Here is a 21,435-nt window from a genome sequence, read left to right on the forward strand (position 1 = left end):
ATCCACAACGTGATCCCCGCCGTTTGTGCGCAACGTGTTGAATACTGTCGATTTTTTGATCAGTTCCGGCAAAGCCACGGCGGACGTGGCGTTGCAGGCAGTCTCTACAGGTTATCCACAGGCAGGTGCACGTTTAAACTGGATAACCCGATCAATCCTAAACGTCTGTGCGTAACACCAGTTCCACCATCAAATCATCGGCCAGCGTTTCCAAACGCGATTGCAGCACATCCAGCGACAGGGTCAGCGGCACCGCGAGAATCGCTTCGGCGTGGAACAACGGCTCGCTGCTCATCGGCGCCGGGCGCACGTCGGTCACCAGCCGTTCAAGGTTGACGCCCTGCTCGCTCAGCAGCCGAGTAATGTCACGAACGATACCCGGACGATCATTGCCCACCAGTTCCATGGCGATCGGTTTCCAGGTGCACGATTGCTCGATGCCGCTCTCGGCGATCAACACGCGAATACCATGAGCCGATAGCGCTTGTAGGGAATCGACTAATTCGTCGTAAGCCTCCGCCGGTACCCCCACTCGAAGAATCCCGGCGAATTGCCCGGCCATCCGCGACATGCGGCTTTCCAGCCAGTTACCGCCATGCTCGGCGATGCATTGGGCGATGCGCTCGACCTGTCCGGGCTTGTCCGCAGCGAAAACGGTGAGTACGAGATGGTCCATGGCGCAGCCCTCTTGTCATGACTTTTGTTATAGAAGAGCAAGTATAGGCAAGGGATAGCCAGTCGCCGCAGGCGCTGAAAACAACAAATCGTGTACAAGTTTTTATATTTAACTGGAACAATCCAATGGTTTTTTGAGAACATCCCGTTCCGCGCTGTGACCGCAATGCGTCATGTGGTCGCAGAACGACGTAATTAGTCTGATTTTCACAAGCGCAACTCATCATGTAGTATGCCCCGGCACGCACTACATAACGCTGGATCGATGTCTGCCCAAGGCATGTTCGCAACCCTGAAAGCCCCGTCATCAAGGCCTCAAGCCGTTGATTGGTCCCAGCCCAGCCGCCAGCAATGGCATGTACTGGTCGGAAGGTTTGTGGTTTAAATGGCCAGAGGCTTCATTGTCAAATTGAAGAGCTGAAAAGCGAAATAGCTGAGCAGAGTGAGGCAAGCAATGACTGAACACGTTCAAGTCGGTGGCCTGCAGGTCGCCAAAGTCCTGTTCGACTTCGTGAACAACGAAGCCATTCCCGGTACCGGCCTCACCGCCGACAAATTCTGGGAAGGTGCCGACAAGGTCATTCACGACCTGGCACCGAAGAACAAAGCCCTACTCGCCAAACGCGATGACTTCCAGGCCCATGTCGACGGCTGGCACCAATCCCGTGCCGGTCAGCCACACGACGCCGCGGCCTACAAAGCCTTCCTGCAAGAGATCGGTTATCTGCTGCCAGAAGCGGCTGATTTCCAGGCAACGACGCAAAACGTCGATGACGAAATCGCCCGTACTGCCGGCCCGCAACTGGTTGTGCCGGTGATGAATGCTCGCTTTGCCCTCAACGCCTCGAACGCCCGCTGGGGTTCGCTGTACGACGCCCTCTACGGCACCGACGCGATCAGCGAAGAAGGTGGCGCGGAAAAAGGCAAAGGCTACAACAAGGTGCGCGGCGACAAAGTCATCGCCTTCGCCCGGGCTTTCCTCGACGAAGCTGCGCCACTGGCTGCCGGCTCCCACGTCGACTCCACCGGCTACAAAATCGCTGACGGCAAACTGTTGGTCAACCTCAAGGGCGGCAGCAACAGCGGTCTGCGTGACGACGCTCAACTGATCGGTTTCCAAGGCGATGCCAACGCGCCGATCGCGATCTTGCTGAAACACAACGGTCTGCATTTCGAAATCCAGATCGACGCCAGCACCCCGGTCGGCCAGACCGACGCCGCCGGCGTCAAAGACGTGCTGATGGAAGCGGCGCTGACCACCATCATGGACTGCGAAGACTCCGTGGCCGCCGTCGATGCCGACGACAAAGTGGTGATCTACCGCAACTGGCTCGGCCTGATGAAGGGCGATCTGTCGGAAGAAGTCGCCAAGGGCGGCCAGACCTTCACCCGCACCATGAACCCGGATCGCAGCTACACCACGGTCGATGGCGGCGAAGTGACCTTGCATGGTCGTTCGCTGTTGTTCGTGCGCAACGTCGGTCACCTGATGACCATCGACGCGATCCTCGACAAAGACGGCAACGAAGTGCCGGAAGGCATCCTCGACGGTCTGGTGACGTGCCTGGCTGCAATGCACAACCTCAACGGCAACACCTCGCGCAAGAACACCCGCACCGGCTCGGTCTACATCGTTAAGCCGAAGATGCACGGCCCGGAAGAAGCGGCGTTCACCAACGAGCTGTTCGGCCGCATCGAAGACGTGCTCGGTCTGAAACGCAACACGCTGAAAGTCGGAATCATGGACGAGGAGCGCCGCACCACGGTCAACCTCAAGGCTTGCATCAAGGCTGCCAGCGAGCGCGTGGTGTTCATCAACACCGGTTTCCTCGACCGCACCGGCGATGAAATCCACACATCCATGGAAGCCGGCCCGGTTGTACGCAAGGCTGACATGAAGGCCGAGAAGTGGATCGGCGCCTACGAAAACTGGAACGTCGATATCGGTCTGAGCACCGGCCTGCAAGGTCGTGCGCAAATCGGTAAAGGCATGTGGGCGATGCCCGACCTGATGGCGGCGATGCTCGAACAGAAAATCGCTCACCCACTGGCCGGTGCCAACACCGCCTGGGTGCCATCGCCGACCGCCGCTGCGTTGCACGCGCTGCACTACCACAAGGTCGACGTGTTCGCGCGTCAGGCCGAACTGGCCAAACGTGCCCGCGCCTCGGTGGACGACATTCTGACCATCCCGCTGGCGGTCAACCCGAACTGGACGCCGGAGCAGATCAAGAACGAACTGGACAACAACGCCCAGGGCATTCTCGGTTACGTGGTGCGCTGGATCGACCAAGGCGTGGGTTGCTCGAAAGTGCCGGACATCAACGACGTCGGCCTGATGGAAGACCGTGCGACGCTGCGTATCTCCAGCCAGCACATCGCCAACTGGCTGCGCCACGGTGTGGTCACCGAAGCGCAAGTGATGGAAAGCCTCAAGCGCATGGCGCCGGTGGTTGATCGTCAGAACGCCAATGACGCGCTGTACCGTCCGCTGGCTCCAAACTTCGACAGCAACATCGCCTTCCAGGCGGCGGTCGAACTGGTGATCGAAGGCACCAAACAGCCGAACGGTTACACCGAGCCGGTGCTGCACCGTCGTCGTCGTGAGTTCAAGAAGGCCAACGGCCTGTAATTCTGCGTAGACGCTGGATATGAAAAAGCCCTGATCTTTGGATCAGGGCTTTTTTTGTGAAAGCAGAATCAAAAGATCGCAGCCTTCGGCAGGAGAGTGTCAGATTTTTTGTGTGCGGGCCGGTAATGGCCTGCCGTCAGGCAGGCCGGGTTTTACCAGGTCGGCCTGATAAATCGATCTCCGTACAGAATCGCAAATTGGTTCATCGCACTCTTCCAGTCATGAGCCGCCGAGCCCCAGTTTGCCGTGATGTTACGCAGCCCAAGCCAGATCAGCTTGGTCGCTGCGTCATCCGTCGGGAAGTGGCCCCGGGTCTTGATGATCTTGCGTAGCTGAGCGTTGATGCTTTCGATAGCGTTGGTCGTATAGATCACTTTTCGAATGGCAGGCGGGAAGACAAAAAATGGAATCACTCGATCCCAGGCTCGTCTCCAGGCCGCCACCACCGTTGGGTATTGCTTACCCCAAGGGCCATTTTCAAAGGCATCCAGTGCTTCCTCAGCCGCTTCTGCGTTGATGGCTTGATAGATCGGTTTTAGCGCCTTGGCCAGCTCACGGCGCTTGTCCCACGCCGCGTAATCGAGGCTGTTGCGGATCAAGTGGACGATGCATGTTTGCAGCGTTGTTGCCGGAAATACTGCGCTTAGCGCCTCTGGCATGCCTTTGAGACCGTCAGTCACGGCGATCAGCACGTCCTCTACGCCGCGGGTCTTGAGGTCGTTGAAGACCTTCATCCAGAACTTCGCACCCTCGGTGTTTTCGATCCAGATACCAAGAATATCGCGCGTTCCATCGGGTAAAACACCCAGCGCCAAGTAAATCGCCTTGTTGCGGACAAGGCCTTCTTCTCGGATCTTGACCCGCAGCGCATCGAAGAAAATGACTGGGTACATCGGCTCAAGCGGTCGCTGTTGCCACGCACCAATTTCCTCCATCACCTCGTGCGTGACTGAGCTGATGAAGTCATGGGAAACGTCCGTCCCGTATTGCTCAGAGAGGAAAGCGCGGATTTCTCGAACGGTCATGCCTCGGGCATACATGGCGATGATCTTGTCATCAAAACCGGTGTAACGCCGCTCATGCTTGGGGATCAGAATGGGGGCAAAACTGCCATCCCGATCACGGGGAATCTCCAGCCGCAGCGGGCCATCCCCCGTCAAAATCGTCTTGCCCGTTTTGCCATTGCGCTGGTTGGTTTCATCCTCTGGGCGCTGCGCGCCCGGCGGATACCCCAGGTGGTGACCGAGCTCGGCACTCAATGCTCGCTCAATCAAGGCCTTCTTGAAGGCCGCAGAAGCGTCTTCAATAGCCTCTGCGGTAATCAGCCCCTCACCGAACTCTTCGAGCAGCTCCTTGGGGATTTTTGGTAGGTCACGCAGGGGTTTCTTTTTGGTTGGCATACATGCACCTCTTACTCATGTTATGCCCGAACACAAAATTTCTGACACCCCCGGTAGGAGTACCGAGACCAGAGAACTCGGTCACGCCGAAGCGTGCCCGCGCATAACCGCCGCAAATGATCTTACGGACGCACGTAGACTGCCGCAAATCGGGCAACGACGTTTATGCACTCTTCTAGTCTCAAGGCTCCTACACCCCGTCGCCGCATCTGCGGCGACAATTCAAGACTACCCCTGCAACCCACCGCCCACCAGTTCATGAAAGCCGCCGCGACTCGAAGGAAACGTCCGAGGCCTTCGCCCGGAAATCTCACGCCGACTCTGCCAGCAAATACGCCAATAACGCCGATTGCGACGATTCTTCCGACGCTGCAACCCGAAAAAACTGCCCGACCTTGCAGCGCAAAACCACCTCGGGAAATGCCTCGAACAACACCGGATGCTCCTCGCTCAGCCACTGCACAGTATTGCTGACTTGAACGTCATCACCGCTCGCAGCCAATACCGAAGCCGGCACCTTCCACCAAGGAAACACCTGCCCCGAAACCTGCGCTCTGCCCCCGATATCAACAGCCTGACCATTGATGAGTCCGCGCGCGATCATCGGCAACAACTGCGCCGATTGCACTTCTTCAGACTGCAGGATCGGCAACAGAAACCGCCCATCCCAAAACCGGAAAAACACAGCTTTCCCGTCCGGCATCAACACTTGCGTCAGGCTGCGAAGATGCTCAACCACCACTTCAAGGCTCGCCGAAGACACCGCCAACCAACCCCAGTCGCGAGACTCGGTGGTCGCCACCCAATTCAAAAACTCACTGTCCGCCGTGACAATTCCCACAAAGGGCATCACCGCATCCCACTCGGCGTAAATCGTGGTCGCCCAGATCGGACTCGACGCCACCTGGGGTGGTTTGGCATCACTGGCGTTACTGAACACCGCGAACAATTGCTCGGAAGCACTCAACGGCTCACGCGCCAGCCAATCGGCAGGTAAAAGGAAATCAGGCTGCACAAACACCATCCTTGCAACGCTCACATTCCTCACAGAATGGCGCTTCACCTTTAAAACTCATGATTTGCGCGGCCGTCAGCATTGCTGCCGGGGCCGCCGTCAATTTATCCGGCAACCCCGGCACACTCGGCGCCGCATTCATCGCCGCCATTGGCGCCCCACCCACAACAATCGGCACGCTGCTGAAAATGCCGCCGGGGCCGATGTTGATCCATTGCCCGCCGGCCTGAATCGTCGCGCTGGCGCCGCCGTCAATCACCACTTGCTGACCGGCGCTGACATGGAATTGCGCACTGGCGCTGGTCGCCTGATTACTCACGCGGATATGCCGATCGCCCACCACCGTCAGATGATCGTTCTGTTTCACTTCGGTCTGGCGCTGGCCGTGGGTGATGCGTTGCTCGTCGGCCTTCAACTCATGCCTGGCGATGCCGGTGACGACGATGCTGCGCTGGTTGTCGACCTGCACCTGTTGGTCGTTCAACACATGCTGGGTCCAGTTGCGCTGGGCGCGCAGGTAGATTTCCTCGGCGCCTTTTTTGTCCTCGATGCGCAGTTCGTTGTAGCCCCCGCCACCTGGGGTGCTCTGGCTGCGAAAGATACTGCGGGTTTTGTCGGCGGGAAGATCCAGCGGTACCGGGGTGGCGGCGTTGGGCAGGCAGCCCATTACCAACGGTTTATCGGCATCGGCGTCGATGAAACCAACCAGCACCTCCATACCTACCCGTGGGATCAACACGCTTCCGTAACGATCGTGAGCCCAACCGCTGGCAACTCGCAGCCAGCAACTGGAATGCTCGTTCATCTCGCCGTCGCGGTCCCAGGCCAGTTGCACCTTGACTCGCCCGTGCTCGTCGCAGTGGATTTCGCTGTCCTGCGGCCCGGTGACAACAGCCGGTTGATAGCCGAGCATGCGCGGCTTTTCAGGCCCTAGCGCTGGGCGGAAGAACACGTCCCATGGGGTGGCGAGAAAGGTATTTCGGTAACCCTGGAATCCTTCGCCATCGCTGGTCACCGATTCCTCCAGCACTTGCGGCTGTCGGCCACGGTGTTCGATGGCCGTCAGCAACCACAGATCATTCCAGTCATTGCGCGGATGGTCGCTCAGTTGCAGGAAATGTCCGCAAACCAGCGCAGATTCGTCGCTGATGCCCTCGGCCTGACGGTAGTCGGCGACATGCCTTTCAAGCGCCCGCTGGGCGAGGTGCTTGCCGGTTTCACGATCATTGAACTGGCCAGGGAAGTGATAATCCTCAAGCACCGGGCGCTGTTCGCCGTCGATGCGGCTTTCCAGTTGCAGGCGCGGCTTTACGAAGCTGTAGTCGCGCCGAGTGACCACGCTGGTACGGGTTTCCACGCGAACGTTGAACCGTTTGATCGCCGGCGCGCCACCGGCCATGCCGCTGCCCGGCAGATACAGCGTCGGCTCGGCCAGCCGGGGAAACACAGTCTGGTCATCACCGAACACCACTAGGTGACCTTCCGGACGGTGCTGAAAGTGGTAATGAATGCCGACCTCGGCACACAACCGCTGAATGAACGCCAGATCACTCTCGGCGTACTGCACGCAGTATTCGCGCGGCGGGTACTCACTGCCGAGGCGGAATTCAAAAGCATCGCGCAGAATCGAGTGATCCTTGAGCACCTGCGCGACGATTTGCGGCACCGTCAGATGCTGGAAGATCCGCTGATTGACTCGGTGCCCGAGGTACGTCAGACGTGGGACAAGGCTGAGGTGATAGCGCGTCAGACGTTTCCCGGAGTCGCCCTGCCCGACCTGATAAATCTGACCGTGTACACCGGAACCGCCCGCATCAAAACTCAGAAACGCCTGACAGTGCAGCAGGCTTTCGAGATCCAGATCCGGCCGCTCACTGACCAGTTCCAGCTCGAATCGAAAGGGTTGGCTGATCGCCTCCTTGCCCGTGAACTCAAGGACTTTGAGGTCATGTAGGACGCCCTCGAGGGTCAACGTGAAACGCGGTTGATTGGCAGGCGCGAACATCCGATGTCTCTCTGCAGAATGAAGGGCGGGCGATTCTGCCTGAGGGGCAAGGGGTGTTGAGAGGGTGACGGGGAAATCAGATTTGCCCTACTTTTACTGTCGAATAATCCTCCTGAAATCGGAGCATTCGACTACAGACAACCCTCTCAAACCCACCACCGAACGACTGTGGGAGCGGGCTTGCTCGCGAAGGCGGCGTGTCAGTCGCCAAATTTATTGAATGATCAATTGCATTCGCGAGCAGGCTCGCTCCCACAGGGGGGATCTGCGGTGAGTCAGACAAATATCACAGGCAATAAAAAACGGCCCGCCTCCTGTCGGAGACGGGCCGTTTTTCTGTGAGCCTGTGCTCAATGCATCACTTGTTCAGGTGGAAGTCTTTTTCCGCCGCTTCGAAGCGCTGCACCATGCCTTTGGTTGGCTCGCCCCGCAGGCTGACGATGTAGATCGCCAGGCTGGCGAAGATGAAGCCCGGGATGATTTCGTACAACCCCATCACTTCCCATTGCTTCCACGCCACCACGGTGATCGCGCCGACCAGGATACCGGCCAGTGCGCCGTCGCGGGTCATGCCTTTCCAGACGACCGAGATCAGCACAACCGGACCGAATGCCGCACCGAAGCCGGCCCAGGCGTAGGACACCAGGCCCAGTACCTGGTTTTTCGGGTTGGCTGCCAAAGCAATGGCGACCAATGCAACCAGCAGCACCATGGCACGACCGACCCATACCAGCTCTTTCTGGGAAGCCGCTTTGCGGATGAATGCTTTGTAGAAGTCTTCGGTCAGGGCGCTCGAGCACACCAGCAACTGGCAGCTCAGGGTACTCATGACCGCAGCCAGAATGGCCGACAGCAGAACACCGGCAATCCATGGATTGAACAGCAGTTTGGCCAGTTCGATGAATACGCGCTCGTGGTTCTCGGTCACGGGACCGGCCACTTCCGGGTGTGCCGAGAAATACGCGATACCGAAGAAGCCCACCGCCACGGTGCCGCCCAGGCACAGGATCATCCAGGTCATGGAGATGCGACGGGCGTTGGCAATCGACTTCACCGAGTCCGCAGCCATGAAACGCGCGAGGATGTGCGGCTGGCCGAAGTAGCCCAGGCCCCAGCCCAGCAGCGAGATGATGCCGATGAAGGTGGTGCCCTTGAGCATGTCGAAGTTGCTTGGATCTTGTGCTTCGATCGCCAGGAACGTGGTGTCGACGCCACCCGTGGCCAGCAGGACGATGATCGGCGTCAGGATCAGCGCGAAGATCATCAGCGTGGCTTGTACGGTGTCGGTCCAGCTCACCGCGAGGAAACCGCCCACGAACGTGTAGGCAATGGTCGCGGCAGCACCGGCCCACAGCGCCGTCTCGTAAGTCATGCCGAAGGTGCTTTCGAACAAGCGAGCGCCAGCCACGATGCCGGAAGCGCAATAAATGGTGAAGAACACCAGAATCACGATCGCCGAGATGATCCGCAGCAGGCCGCTTTTGTCTTCAAAACGGCTGGCGAAATAGTCTGGCAGGGTCAAGGCATCGCCGTTGTGTTCGGTCTGCACACGCAGACGGCCGGCGACAAACAGCCAGTTCAGGTAGGCGCCGACGATCAGGCCGATGGCGATCCAGCTTTCGGACAGACCGGACATGTAAATCGCGCCCGGCAGGCCCATCAACAACCAGCCGCTCATGTCGGAAGCACCGGCAGACAAAGCCGTGACGACGCTGCCCAAGCTGCGGCCGCCCAGAATATAGTCAGAAAGGTTGTTGGTGGAGCGATAGGCCATCAAGCCGATCAGCACCATTGCTGCGATGTAGATCACGAACGTGATCAGTGTTGGATTGCTTACGCTCATTGAGTTACGCCCTGGCTTTGTTTTTATGTAGCAGCGGTGATGAACCGCGCGCAAACGATGGTGTTTGGCAGACGATTCCGGATCCCGCGCATTTAGGACTGATGTTTCCCCAGGAAAGCCACCAGCTGGTGCACCGGATATTCCGGTTGCACCTTGGGCGCGAATGCTATGCAACAAATCAAATAAGGTGCAACCAGTTTCGAGCGAATAAGTTGCACCTAGTCGGATTTCCCACTAAATGCACCGTTCTTGCTCCCTTTTAGCGCAGTCCGGAGTCTTTTTCAGAAGCAAAAGCACCAAGCAAGAGCAGTACTTTCGTACCCGAAAATAATTCCTGACGAGCTGCTTATTATTCCGACAAAAAAAGGGTTGCACCCGGTTGCACCTCTTTCAGCGCACGGCTAATCTTGCGGCCAGCTGATGCCACGCAACTGTGGCAACCATGAGGATAAAAATATGGCTACCACCACCCTTGGGGTCAAACTCGATGACCCGACCCGCGAGCGCCTGAAGGCTGCCGCGACCTCGATTGATCGCACACCGCACTGGCTGATCAAGCAGGCAATTTTCAATTACCTGGAAAAACTCGAGGGTGGTGCAACCCTGACCGAGCTGAACGGTTTGACCGCCAAGGACGCCGACGACGCGGGCGAAGTCCACACCGATCACGCTCACCAATGCTTCCTGGAATTTGCCGAAAGCATCTTGCCGCAATCGGTACTGCGCGCATCGATCACCGCCGCTTACCGTCGCCCAGAGCCGGAAGTGGTGCCGATGCTGATCGAGCAGGCTCGCCTGCCAGCACCGATGGCCGAAGCCACCAACAAGCTCGCAGCAAACATCGCGGAAAAACTGCGTAACCAGAAAAGTGCTGGCGGTCGTGCAGGCATTGTTCAGGGTCTGCTGCAGGAGTTTTCCCTGTCGTCCCAGGAAGGCGTAGCCCTGATGTGCCTGGCCGAAGCGCTGCTGCGTATCCCGGACAAAGGCACTCGCGACGCACTGATCCGCGACAAGATCAGCACCGGCAACTGGCACCCGCATTTGGGCAACAGCCCTTCGCTGTTCGTCAACGCCGCCACTTGGGGCCTGCTGCTGACCGGCAAACTGGTGTCGACCCACAACGAAGCCGGCCTGACGTCGTCGCTGAGCCGCATCATCGGCAAGAGCGGCGAGCCGATGATCCGCAAGGGCGTCGACATGGCCATGCGCCTGATGGGCGAGCAGTTCGTGACCGGCGAAACCATCGCCGAAGCACTGGCCAACGCGAGCAAGTTCGAAGCCAAGGGCTTCCGCTACTCCTACGACATGCTCGGCGAAGCGGCACTGACCGAACACGACGCACAGAAGTACCTGGCTTCGTACGAACAAGCGATCCACTCGATCGGCAAAGCCTCCCACGGTCGTGGGATTTATGAAGGCCCGGGCATTTCCATCAAGCTCTCGGCACTGCACCCGCGTTACAGCCGTGCGCAGTACGAACGTGTGATGGATGAGCTGTACCCGCGCCTGTTGTCGCTGACCCTGCTGGCCAAGCAATACGACATCGGCCTGAATATCGACGCCGAAGAAGCCGACCGTCTCGAGCTGTCGCTGGATCTGCTGGAGCGCCTGTGCTTCGAGCCGCAACTGACCGGCTGGAACGGCATCGGTTTCGTCATCCAGGCTTACCAGAAGCGCTGCCCGTACGTGATCGACTACGTGATTGATCTGGCACGTCGCAGCCGTCATCGCCTGATGATCCGCCTGGTAAAAGGCGCCTACTGGGACAGCGAAATCAAGCGCGCCCAGGTCGAAGGCCTGGAAGGCTATCCGGTCTACACCCGCAAGGTGTACACCGACGTTTCCTACATCGCTTGCGCACGCAAACTGCTGTCGGTACCGGAAGTCATCTACCCGCAGTTCGCCACGCATAACGCCCACACCCTGTCGGCCATTTATCACATTGCCGGTCAGAACTATTACCCGGGCCAGTACGAATTCCAGTGCCTGCACGGCATGGGCGAACCGCTCTACGAGCAGGTTGTAGGCAAAGTTTCCGAAGGTAAGCTGAACCGTCCGTGCCGCGTGTACGCCCCGGTCGGTACTCACGAAACCCTGCTGGCTTATCTGGTTCGTCGCCTGCTGGAAAACGGCGCCAACACTTCGTTCGTCAACCGCATTGCCGACCAGTCGATTTCGATTCAGGAACTGGTGGCCGATCCGGTTGCCCAGATCGAGCAGATGGCGACCGTGGAAGGTGGTTTCGGCCTGCCGCACCCGCGCATTCCGCTGCCGCGTGATCTGTACGGCTCTGAGCGCGCCAACTCGAGCGGCATCGACATGGCCAACGAACATCGTCTGGCCTCGCTGTCCTGCGCGCTGCTCGCTACCGCGCACAACAACTGGAAAGCCGCGCCGATGCTCGGTTGCGCTTCCAGCACTGAAGCTGCGGCGCCTGTCCTGAACCCGGCAGATCACCGTGATGTGGTCGGCCACGTTCAAGAAGCCACCGTCGAAGACGTCGACAACGCCATTCAATGCGCGCTGAACGCTGCACCGATCTGGCAGGCCACCCCGCCGGCCGAACGCGCCGCGATTCTGGAGCGTGCCGCTGACTTGATGGAAGGCGAGATCCAGCCGCTGATGGGCCTGCTGGCTCGTGAAGCCGGCAAGACCTTCGCCAACGCCATCGCTGAAGTGCGCGAAGCCGTCGACTTCCTGCGGTATTACGCAGTGCAGGCGCGCAACGATTTCAGCAATGACGCCCACCGCCCACTGGGCCCGGTGGTGTGCATCAGCCCGTGGAACTTCCCGCTGGCGATCTTCAGCGGTCAGGTTGCCGCCGCTCTGGCTGCCGGTAACCCGGTACTGGCCAAACCGGCCGAACAAACGCCGCTGGTCGCTGCTCAAGCCGTGCGTTTGCTGCTCGAAGCCGGGATTCCGGAAGGCGTGCTGCAACTGCTGCCGGGTCGCGGTGAAACCGTCGGCGCCGGCCTGGTCGGTGATGAGCGCGTCAAAGGCGTGATGTTCACCGGCTCCACCGAAGTGGCGCGTCTGCTGCAACGCAACATCGCCGGGCGTCTGGACAACCAGGGCCGTCCGATTCCGCTGATCGCCGAAACCGGCGGCCAGAACGCGATGATCGTCGACTCGTCGGCCCTCACCGAACAAGTGGTGATCGACGTGGTGTCCTCGGCCTTCGACAGCGCCGGTCAGCGCTGCTCGGCACTGCGCGTGCTGTGCTTGCAGGAAGATTCCGCCGATCGCGTCATCGAAATGCTCAAAGGTGCGATGGCTGAAAGCCGTCTCGGCAACCCTGAGCGTCTGTCCGTGGACATTGGCCCGGTGATCGACGCCGAAGCCAAGGCTGGCATCGACAAGCACATCCAGGGCATGCGCGATAAAGGTCGCAACGTGTACCAGGTGGCGATCGCCGATACCGAAGAAGTCAAACGCGGCACCTTCGTCATGCCGACCCTGATCGAGCTGGAAAGCTTCGACGAGCTGCAACGCGAGATCTTCGGCCCGGTGCTGCACGTGGTTCGCTACAAGCGCAAAGAGATCGACCAGTTGATCGGCCAGATCAACGCTTCCGGTTATGGCCTGACACTCGGCGTGCACACGCGCATCGACGAGACCATCGCCAAGGTGATCGACAACGTCAATGCCGGTAACGTCTACGTCAACCGCAACATCGTCGGTGCCGTGGTCGGCGTGCAGCCGTTCGGCGGCGAAGGCTTGTCGGGTACTGGCCCGAAAGCCGGTGGCCCGCTGTATCTGTACCGTTTGCTGTCGACCCGTCCTACGGACGCCATCGAACAATCCTTCGCTCGCGGTGATGCTGCCGTCGCGCCGGACGTTCGTTTGCGCGACGCCATGAGCAAGCCGCTGAACACCCTGAAAGCCTGGGCTGAAAGCAACAAGTACGCAGAACTGAGCACGCTGTGCGCGCAGTACGCCGCACAATCGCAGAGCGGCATTACCCGCGTGCTGGCTGGCCCGACCGGTGAGAAGAACAGCTATGCGATCCTGCCGCGCGAGCACGTGCTGTGCCTGGCGGACGTCGAAGGCGATCTGCTGACGCAACTGGCCGCTGTACTGGCCGTAGGTGGTTCGGCGGTATGGCCGGAGTCCGACATCAGCAAGGCATTGTTCGCGCGCCTGCCGAAAGAAATTCAGGCGCGGATCAAGCTGACTTCCAACTGGAACAAGGACGAAGTGGTGTTTGATGCGGTTCTGCATCACGGCCATTCCGACCAGTTGCGCGGGGTTTGCCAGCAGATCGCCAAGCGTGCTGGCGCGATTGTTGGCGTTCAGGGCTTGTCCCAGGGCGAGACCAACATTGCGCTGGAGCGTCTGGTGATTGAACGGGCATTGAGTGTTAACACCGCTGCGGCAGGTGGTAATGCCAGCCTGATGACCATCGGTTAAACCGCTGTAACTCCAGGCGACCGCAATGGTCGCCTGGCAAGTAATTCCCCTGTGGGAGCGGGCTTGCTCGCGAGTGCGGTAAATCAGTCGACATCAATGTTGCCTGCCCCACCGCTTTCGCGAGCAAGCCCGCTCCCACAGTTGTTATGGGGTGTTGGTTAAGTCGGCGCTCTGGCCCGACATCACGCCCATCAATCATCCTGTTCAGCCTTTATCCGCACGCCTAGACTCGGTCCAACCCCCATTTCAGGTAGGCCGCCATGTCCGAGACGCTGCTCAGTTCCCGCAATCTGGCTTTCGAGCTGTACGAAGTCCTCGATGCCGAGGGCCTGACCCGGCGTGAGCGCTTTGCCGAACACAACCGCGAGACCTTCGACGCTGCCATCGGCACCGCGCGCAGCATCGCCGAGAAGTACTTCGCGCCGCACAACCGCAAAGGCGACGAGCACGAGCCGCGCTATGAGGACGGGCAGGCGATTCTGATTCCCGAGGTGAAACCAGCGGTGGATGCCTTCCTCGAAGCCGGATTCCTCAATGCCGCGCGAAGTTTCGACGCCGGCGGCATGCAACTGCCTACCCTGCTGTCACAAGCCTGCTTCGCGCATTTCCAGTCGGCCAACGCGGCTTCGACGTCGTATCCGTTCCTGACCATGGGCGCGGCCAATCTGATCGAAAGCTTCGGCACCGAAGAGCAGAAACAGCGCTTCCTGCAACCGATGATCGACGGCCGTTTCTTCGGCACCATGGCCCTGACCGAGCCCCACGCCGGTTCGTCCCTGTCGGATATTCGCACCCGCGCAGAACCCGCGTCCGACGGCACGTATCGCCTCAAGGGCAACAAGATCTTCATTTCCGGCGGCGATCACCCGCTGTCGGAAAACATCGTGCACATGGTCCTGGCCAAACTGCCGGACGCCCCGCCGGGGGTGAAAGGCATTTCGCTGTTCATCGTGCCGAAATTCCTGGTCAACGATGACGGCAGCCTCGGCCAACGCAACGACGTGCTGCTGGCCGGGTTGTTCCACAAGATGGGCTGGCGCGGGACAACATCGACCGCACTGAACTTCGGCGATAACGGTGAGTGTGTCGGCTATCTGGTAGGCAAGCCGCATCACGGTTTGAGCTACATGTTTCAGATGATGAACGAGGCGCGGATCGGCGTTGGCATGGGCGCGGTGATGCTCGGTTACGCCGGTTACCTGTATTCGCTGGAATACGCTCGCGAACGTCCGCAAGGCCGGGTACCGGACAGCAAGGACCCGAGCACCGCGCCCGTGGCGATCATTCAGCACGCCGACGTCAGACGCATGCTGCTGACACAAAAGTCCTACGTCGAAGGTGCCTTTGACCTCGGGCTGTACGCCGCACGTTTGTTCGATGACACCACCACGCTTGAAACCGAAGCCGAACGCAAGCAAGCACACGAACTGCTGGACCTGCTCACGCCGATCGTCAAATCCTGGCCGTCGGAGTTTTGCCTGAAAGCCAACGAACTGGCGATCCAGATCCTCGGTGGCCACGGTTACACCCGTGAGTATCCGGTGGAGCAGTATTACCGCGACAACCGTTTGAACCCGATCCACGAAGGCACCCACGGCATTCAGTCGCTGGACCTGCTCGGGCGCAAACTGGCGCAGAACGGTGGCGCCGGATTGAAGCAACTGGTTCGCCTGATCGCCGACACGGCCGAGCGCGCTAGCGCGTACGAATCGTTAACTGCGCTGCGTGAGCCGTTGGAGAAACTGGTCGCACGTCTGCAAGTGGTGACCCTCGGTTTGCTGACCGATCTGGCCCAAGGCAAGGTCAACAGCAGCCTGGCGAACTCGGCGCTGTACCTGAAGGTGTTCGGGCACACGGTGATTGGCTGGCGCTGGCTGGAGCAGGCGATTCGGGCTGAGGAAGGTTTGTTCAAAGGCAATGTGGCGGATGTCGACTTCTATAAGGGCAAGTTGCAGGCGGCGCGGTATTTCCTGACGTGGGAAGTGCCGGGCTGTCACCATGAGCTGGCGTTGCTGGAAGCGCGGGATGAGACGTGTCTGAACATGCAAGATTCGTGGTTCTGATCCAAATGCTGTGTAGCGGCTGATGCCGTCTTCGCGGGCAAGCCCGCTCCCACAGGGTTTTGTGTTGTTCACAGGGTTTGTGGATACACCGGACCCAATGTGGGAGCGAGCCTGCTCACGAAGGCGTCAGTTCAAACAACATACCTTTCAGGACAGCTTGAACCCACCCATCTGCCGCGCCAGATCATCCGCCAACCGCTGCAACATCTGACAATCCTCACGACACGCCCGAACCTCCCCCGCAGTGGCCCTAGCCAGATCGGAAATCCCCTGCACGTTGCGATTGATCTCTTCAGTCACCGCCGATTGCTCTTCCGTCGCCGTCGCCACCTGATGGTTCATGTCACTGATGCGCTCGACCTGCCCGGTAATCGCCGTCAACGACGCCCCGGTGCGCTGGCTCGACTCTACCCCTGTGCCGGTCGCTGCCTGTCCGGTGCGCATCGACGACACAGCGTTTTCGGCGCCTTGCTTGAGGCTGCCGATCATCTGCTGGATCTCGTCGGTGGACGCTTGAGTCCGTCGCGCCAAGGTACGCACTTCGTCCGCCACCACCGCAAATCCTCGGCCCATGTCGCCGGCACGTGCCGCTTCGATGGCAGCGTTCAGCGCCAACAGATTGGTCTGTTCAGAGACACCACGAATCACCGCCAGCACCGAATCGATCGACGCCACCTGATCCGCCAACTCACCCACAGCGCCGGCCGCCAGACCGATCTCATCGGACATGCTTTCTATATGTCGAATCGAACCGCCGACCACTTCCCGCGCCTGCATCGCTTCATCCCGAGCGATTTGCGAAGCGAGCGCCGCGTTGCCGGCGTTCTGGGCGATTTCCTGCACGGTCAGGCCCATTTCGTGGACAGCCGTGGCGACCATGTCAGTCATTTCCTGCTGACGGCCGGAACGTTCGGCGGTGTTTTCAACGACTTTTGCTACCTGGCCAACAGCCGTGCGCAAGCGCTCGCTGGTGGTCAGCACTTCACCGATCATCCCGCGCTGACTGTCGAGGAAGCGGTTGAAGCCACGGGCAAGGTCGCCCAGTTCATCGGCGCGACTGGAATCTAACCGATGGGTCAAATCTCCCCCACCGCTACCGATTGCTACCAGTGCGGCTGTTACCTGACGAATCGGCCGCACCAGACCTTGGGCCAGCCACACGATCAGCGCCAGACACACCAACGCCACCGCCAGACCGATGCCGCCGCTCATCCACATTGCGTTGCGGGCTTCGGCATAGATCTGCGCCTGCGGCACTTCGGCCACCAGTGTCCAGCCTAAATCGCGCAGCGGCAGGCTGAAGGCGAGGAAGTCTTCGCCGTCGCGCTTAAAGCTGCTGGTCACGGCAACTGCCTTTGAGGTGGAGAGCTGCCCCATGACCGACTGCGCCGCATCGGCACCGATCTGCTCGCTCAAGGTGCGTTTGCCGCTCAATTGCGCTTCAGGATGCACCTGAATCAAACCGTCGGAACGCACGAGATAGACCTTGCCGCGCTCGCCAAAGCTGAAGTTGTGGATCAACTCCGAAAGCTCTTTCATGCTCAGACCCAACCCGGCAACACCCACCACTTTGCCGGCCTGCTCGACCTTCAAATCGATGAACAGCGCCAGCTCCCCGGTAGCTCCATCGTTGTCGATATTGAGGGTGCGCGGCTGGTTGCTGTCGAGGAAGGAATAGAACCAGGCATCGGCCGGCTTGGCGCGACTGAGGGTGCGATCCAGGCCTTTTTCGGTGATGTAGTGATTGGATTCGGTGCCGATGATCAAAGCGGTAAATGCCTTGTGTTCGGCGCGGATGCCTTCCAGATACTGCGCGAAGGCCGCCGTTTTGCTGCTGTCTTCACCCGCTGCCAACCAGTCGCGCACCATGGAATTGCTGGCGATGTCTTTAGCGGCGGTGAGGGGTTGGACGAGGATGCGCTCAATGTCGTTGCGCGTCGCTTCAATGCTCGACGGCAGTGCTTGTTCGACCAGATAGCTCTGGGCGAGGCGGTTGACCACCAGGGTATAAATGCCAACCACGATCAGGATACTGACCAGCAGGGCCGTGCCCATGCTGAGAATCAGCTGCCATTGAATACTGCGTCGCCACAACTGCATGGAGCACCCCCAAAGAATAAGTGGCTGAAACAATGCAACAGCCGTGCCGATCGCATACAAAAATCAAAATAATTGTATACAATCAAACAAATACGCGCAGCTGAATCGATACACTGTTATTTCTAACAGTTGTTAGATTTCATGAGAAAGAAAACACTGCCGGTGGATATTCAATGAGTGACCACTCGATAAGTGCACAGGGGAAAACCCATGAAACTGAATGAAGGCGCAAATAAACAACCTGTTACTGAAGCCGAAATGTCCAAGTATCTCAAGCCGGGAGACGAAGTCTCATTTGGAGACGGGAGGGGCAACGCGAGAGTCATCTCAAAAACGCTGATCAGCGAGGGTGATGATTGGAAACTGCAGTTAATACTAATGGATTTAGCTGACGGCAAGCCCCGTCCGGTAGAGACGGCTCCATCAAGCCTGAGCGAAATCGCGAAATATTTAACAAAGGGCGACTTAGTGATCCATCCCTCCGGGACCGGGCGTGTTGCCTTCCTACTGTTCCAAGCGAACGACGAAGGTAAGTTTGATACGATAATTATGCTTGATGAGCAATAAAAGAACTGGGGCAGGATCGCTGATTTTCTGGGGGGAGAAACCCTCCCCCTGATTTCCATTGCGCGTTCGCGCCTCTGCCAGATCAGTTTGTTATCAACGCTTTTTCAACCCTGACCCATTGTTTTGGCAATGACATCTACCGTGGCGCTGACTTGCTCTTGGTAACGGTCGAGTTCTTCCTGATGCTGCTTCTTCATTTCGATCTGCTGCGAGCACAGATTCATTGCCGCCAGCACAAGCAGGCGGTCACCGATCAGCGTCGGGTATTTCCTTTTGGTGTCCGCCAACGCGGCCTTGAGCATCAAAGCGGCGTCCAGCAGGGTCTGTTCTTCCCCGGCCGGTGCCTTGATCGAATAGTCCTCCCCAAGAATGGAGACAACTTTTACCCCTGCTGTGTGGTGGTTCATGCGCTGACAGGACCTGCGTTGACGCGATCAACCAGGGCTTGAATGCGTGCTGCAGTGGCGCCGTGCTTCTCTTCCTGCTCCATCAGGCTCAGTTGCAGGCTTTCGTTTTCATCCTTGGCCTGGGCCAGTTCCGTGGACAGAGTCTGGTTGGTTTGCGCAAGGCTCTGGTTCTGTTGCACCAGATCGCTGACGAGCTGTTCCAATTGGCTGAGGGATGCTTCCAACATTTTTGATCTTCCAAGCGTTTTTCAAAGGGCGCGTACGATAAAGAAAAGTCACCACGGATGCCAGGGTTAAACCGGCGCAAGGCCTTGATTTTCCTGGTGGGCGAACGTTCTCACGAGTTTAAAAGACTGTCATCTGCCGATCTGGTTCCTGCACTTCGTCGCCCCGGGGGCGCTGCGACAAAGACGCACACGCGCTCAAGAGTTAAGCCGTATGACCGATAAGTCATCCATACAGTAGTCTCAGCCCGCATGGATGCGGCCCTTTCTTGGTATCCGCACCATGTCCCTTCGCAATATGAACATCGCCCCCCGGGCGTTTACCGGCTTCGCCCTGATCGGCGGCCTGATGCTGATTCTCGGCGTATTCGCCTTGAACCAGATGAGCAAAATTCGCGGCGCCGCAGAGCTCATCACCACCAGCAGCGTGCCAAGCATCAAGAGCCTTGATGAATTCACTCAGCTGACGTTACGTCTGCGCGTGTTGTCGTATCGTTTGCTGGTCAACCGCGAACCGGACTTGCAACAGAAGACCATCGAGTTGCTGGACATGCGTAATCAGCAGATCAGCGCAGCCCAGAGAGAATACGAGCCGGTGATTGCCAGCCCGCAGGAACGCGCGGAATACGATCAATATGTGCAGTTGCTGGGCCAGTACCGCCAGATCGAAGACCGGATGAAAACCCTGTCGCGCAACAATCAGGTGGATGGACTGCGCAACCTGATCAACACCGAGTTGCTGGACAACTCCGAAGCGATGAATACCGTACTCAATAGCTTGATGCAGCTCAACGGGCGTCAGATCAGCGAAACCAATCAAAAAGCCGCTGAACAGTACTCATCGGCGTTCGACCTGGTGGTCACTCTGCTAGTGATCGCCACCGGCCTGACCTTTCTGTTCGCCTGGCTGCTGACCACCAGCATCACACGGCCGATTGCCAAGGCACTGGATGCCGCTGAAACCATTGCCGAGGGCAACCTGACACAGTCGATCCACGTCGACGGCTCCGACGAAGCCGGGCGCCTGCTGGCGGCCATGGCCAAGATGCAATCGAAGCTGCGCGATACCTTGCAGCGGATCTCCGGTTCGGCCACGCAGCTTGCATCGGCTGCGGAAGAACTCAACAGCGTCACCGACGAAAGCGCCCGTGGCCTGACTCAGCAAAACAACGAAATCGAACAGGCTGCTACCGCCGTCAACGAAATGACCAGCGCGGTGGAAGAAGTGGCGCGCAACGCGGTGAGCACTTCGGAAGCTTCGAAGAACGCCACCACCTCTGCCGGCGACGGCCGTGACCTCGTGCAGGAAACCGTCAGCGCCATTGAACGCATGAGTGCCGATGTGCAGAGCACAGCAAGCCTGATCGGCGATCTGGCCAACGAATCCCGCGACATCGGCAAGGTGCTGGACGTGATCCGTGGTCTGGCTGACCAGACCAACCTGCTGGCCCTGAACGCTGCAATCGAAGCTGCGCGTGCCGGTGAAGCGGGTCGTGGTTTTGCGGTGGTGGCTGACGAAGTTCGTGCCCTAGCGCACCGTACCCAGCAGTCGACCAGCGAAATCGAACGGATGATCGGCAGCATTCAGAGCGGCACTGAACACGCTGTGGATTCGATGCGTAACAGCACCGAGCGCGCCGAATCGACTTTGAACATTGCCCGTGGCGCCGGCATGTCGCTGGACACCATCAACACCGCCATCGTCGAGATCAACGAGCGCAACCTAGTGATCGCCAGCGCCGCCGAAGAACAAGCGCAAGTGGCGCGGGAAGTGGATCGCAATCTGGTGAACATCCGCGATCTGTCGGTGCAGTCGGCGACCGGGGCGAATCAGACCAGTGCGGCGAGCAACGAACTGTCGCGATTGGCGCTGGATCTGAACAATATGGTTGGGCGGTTCAGCCTCTAAACCTGCCTGCTCTGCTGTCGATCGTTCCCATGCTCTGCGTGGGAATGCAGCCGGGGACGCTCCGCGTCCCAAGCGGACGCAGAGCGTCCATTGAGGCATTCCCACGCAGAGCGTGGGAACGATCAACGGCCCCAGCGCAAAAAGCTTTTTGACAGCATCACATTTCAACAGGTTAGAATCGCTGG

General features: G+C 59.0%; 13 protein-coding genes and 1 pseudogene. 5 read left to right on the plus strand and 9 right to left on the minus strand.

Going from position 1 to position 21,435, the window contains the following annotated elements:
• Nucleotides 1-157 precede the first annotated feature (157 nt).
• Complete coding sequence (locus ATI02_RS13010; RefSeq protein ID WP_095189545.1) at nucleotides 158-676, minus strand: glycine cleavage system transcriptional repressor; 519 nt, start codon at nucleotides 674-676, stop codon at nucleotides 158-160.
• 453 nt (nucleotides 677-1,129) lie between these two features.
• Here ATI02_RS13010 and ATI02_RS13015 point away from each other — a divergent pair, with 453 nt between their 5' ends.
• Nucleotides 1,130-3,307, plus strand: a complete 2,178-nt coding sequence (locus ATI02_RS13015; RefSeq protein WP_100846475.1) for a malate synthase G — start codon at nucleotides 1,130-1,132, stop codon at nucleotides 3,305-3,307.
• 152 nt (nucleotides 3,308-3,459) lie between these two features.
• Here the strand turns inward: ATI02_RS13015 and ATI02_RS13020 are convergent, their stop codons facing one another.
• The 4 genes from ATI02_RS13020 to putP all read right to left on the minus strand — a co-directional run bounded on the left by ATI02_RS13020 (nucleotide 3,460) and on the right by putP (nucleotide 9,570).
• Entirely contained in the window at nucleotides 3,460-4,707 is a 1,248-nt protein-coding gene (locus ATI02_RS13020; RefSeq protein WP_095191982.1) for an IS256 family transposase, read from the minus strand.
• A gap of 310 nt (nucleotides 4,708-5,017) precedes the next feature.
• Complete coding sequence (locus ATI02_RS13025; RefSeq protein ID WP_100848461.1) at nucleotides 5,018-5,722, minus strand: DUF4123 domain-containing protein; 705 nt, start codon at nucleotides 5,720-5,722, stop codon at nucleotides 5,018-5,020.
• Nucleotides 5,712-7,727 carry a type VI secretion system Vgr family protein gene (locus tag ATI02_RS13030; RefSeq protein WP_100846476.1) on the minus strand — a complete coding sequence of 672 codons (2,016 nt, stop codon included), beginning with the start codon at nucleotides 7,725-7,727 and terminating at the stop codon, nucleotides 5,712-5,714. Before ATI02_RS13030 ends, ATI02_RS13025 begins: the two co-directional genes overlap by 11 nt.
• A gap of 358 nt (nucleotides 7,728-8,085) precedes the next feature.
• Nucleotides 8,086-9,570 (minus strand): sodium/proline symporter PutP, encoded by a 1,485-nt coding sequence (gene putP / locus ATI02_RS13035; protein ID WP_095187393.1) that lies wholly within the window; start codon nucleotides 9,568-9,570, stop codon nucleotides 8,086-8,088.
• 456 nt (nucleotides 9,571-10,026) lie between these two features.
• Between putP and putA the strand changes: the two genes are divergently transcribed.
• Entirely contained in the window at nucleotides 10,027-13,980 is a 3,954-nt protein-coding gene (gene putA / locus ATI02_RS13040; protein ID WP_100846477.1) for a trifunctional transcriptional regulator/proline dehydrogenase/L-glutamate gamma-semialdehyde dehydrogenase, read from the plus strand.
• A 260-nt stretch (nucleotides 13,981-14,240) separates the two neighbouring features.
• Entirely contained in the window at nucleotides 14,241-16,043 is a 1,803-nt protein-coding gene (locus tag ATI02_RS13050) for an acyl-CoA dehydrogenase (protein ID WP_100846479.1), read from the plus strand.
• A 147-nt stretch (nucleotides 16,044-16,190) separates the two neighbouring features.
• Here ATI02_RS13050 and ATI02_RS33280 read toward each other — a convergent pair whose 3' ends face one another.
• Together ATI02_RS33280 and ATI02_RS33285 are read right to left on the minus strand one after the other, a co-directional pair.
• A complete protein-coding gene (locus ATI02_RS33280) occupies nucleotides 16,191-17,036 on the minus strand; it encodes a methyl-accepting chemotaxis protein (protein WP_371857605.1) in 846 nt (281 codons plus the stop codon).
• 21 nt (nucleotides 17,037-17,057) lie between these two features.
• Nucleotides 17,058-18,143: pseudogene (locus ATI02_RS33285) on the minus strand (HAMP domain-containing protein); the annotation flags it as partial.
• A 210-nt stretch (nucleotides 18,144-18,353) separates the two neighbouring features.
• On the opposite strand from ATI02_RS33285, the gene ATI02_RS13060 reads away from it, so the two are divergent.
• A complete protein-coding gene (locus ATI02_RS13060) occupies nucleotides 18,354-18,710 on the plus strand; it encodes a hypothetical protein (RefSeq protein WP_100846480.1) in 357 nt (118 codons plus the stop codon).
• Nucleotides 18,711-18,814: 104 nt separating this feature from the next.
• Here the strand turns inward: ATI02_RS13060 and ATI02_RS13065 are convergent, their stop codons facing one another.
• Nucleotides 18,815-19,117: a cell division protein ZapA gene (locus ATI02_RS13065; protein ID WP_095187398.1), complete on the minus strand. Its 303-nt coding sequence runs from the start codon at nucleotides 19,115-19,117 to the stop codon at nucleotides 18,815-18,817.
• Nucleotides 19,114-19,344 carry a hypothetical protein gene (locus ATI02_RS13070; protein ID WP_095187399.1) on the minus strand — a complete coding sequence of 77 codons (231 nt, stop codon included), beginning with the start codon at nucleotides 19,342-19,344 and terminating at the stop codon, nucleotides 19,114-19,116. The genes ATI02_RS13065 and ATI02_RS13070 overlap by 4 nt, the downstream gene beginning before the upstream one ends.
• 280 nt (nucleotides 19,345-19,624) lie before the next feature.
• On the opposite strand from ATI02_RS13070, the gene ATI02_RS13075 reads away from it, so the two are divergent.
• Nucleotides 19,625-21,250: a methyl-accepting chemotaxis protein gene (locus ATI02_RS13075; protein ID WP_095187400.1), complete on the plus strand. Its 1,626-nt coding sequence runs from the start codon at nucleotides 19,625-19,627 to the stop codon at nucleotides 21,248-21,250.
• The last annotated feature ends 185 nt before the right edge of the window (nucleotides 21,251-21,435 follow it).

Source organism: Pseudomonas baetica, assembly GCF_002813455.1.
Lineage (GTDB): Bacteria > Pseudomonadota > Gammaproteobacteria > Pseudomonadales > Pseudomonadaceae > Aquipseudomonas > Aquipseudomonas baetica.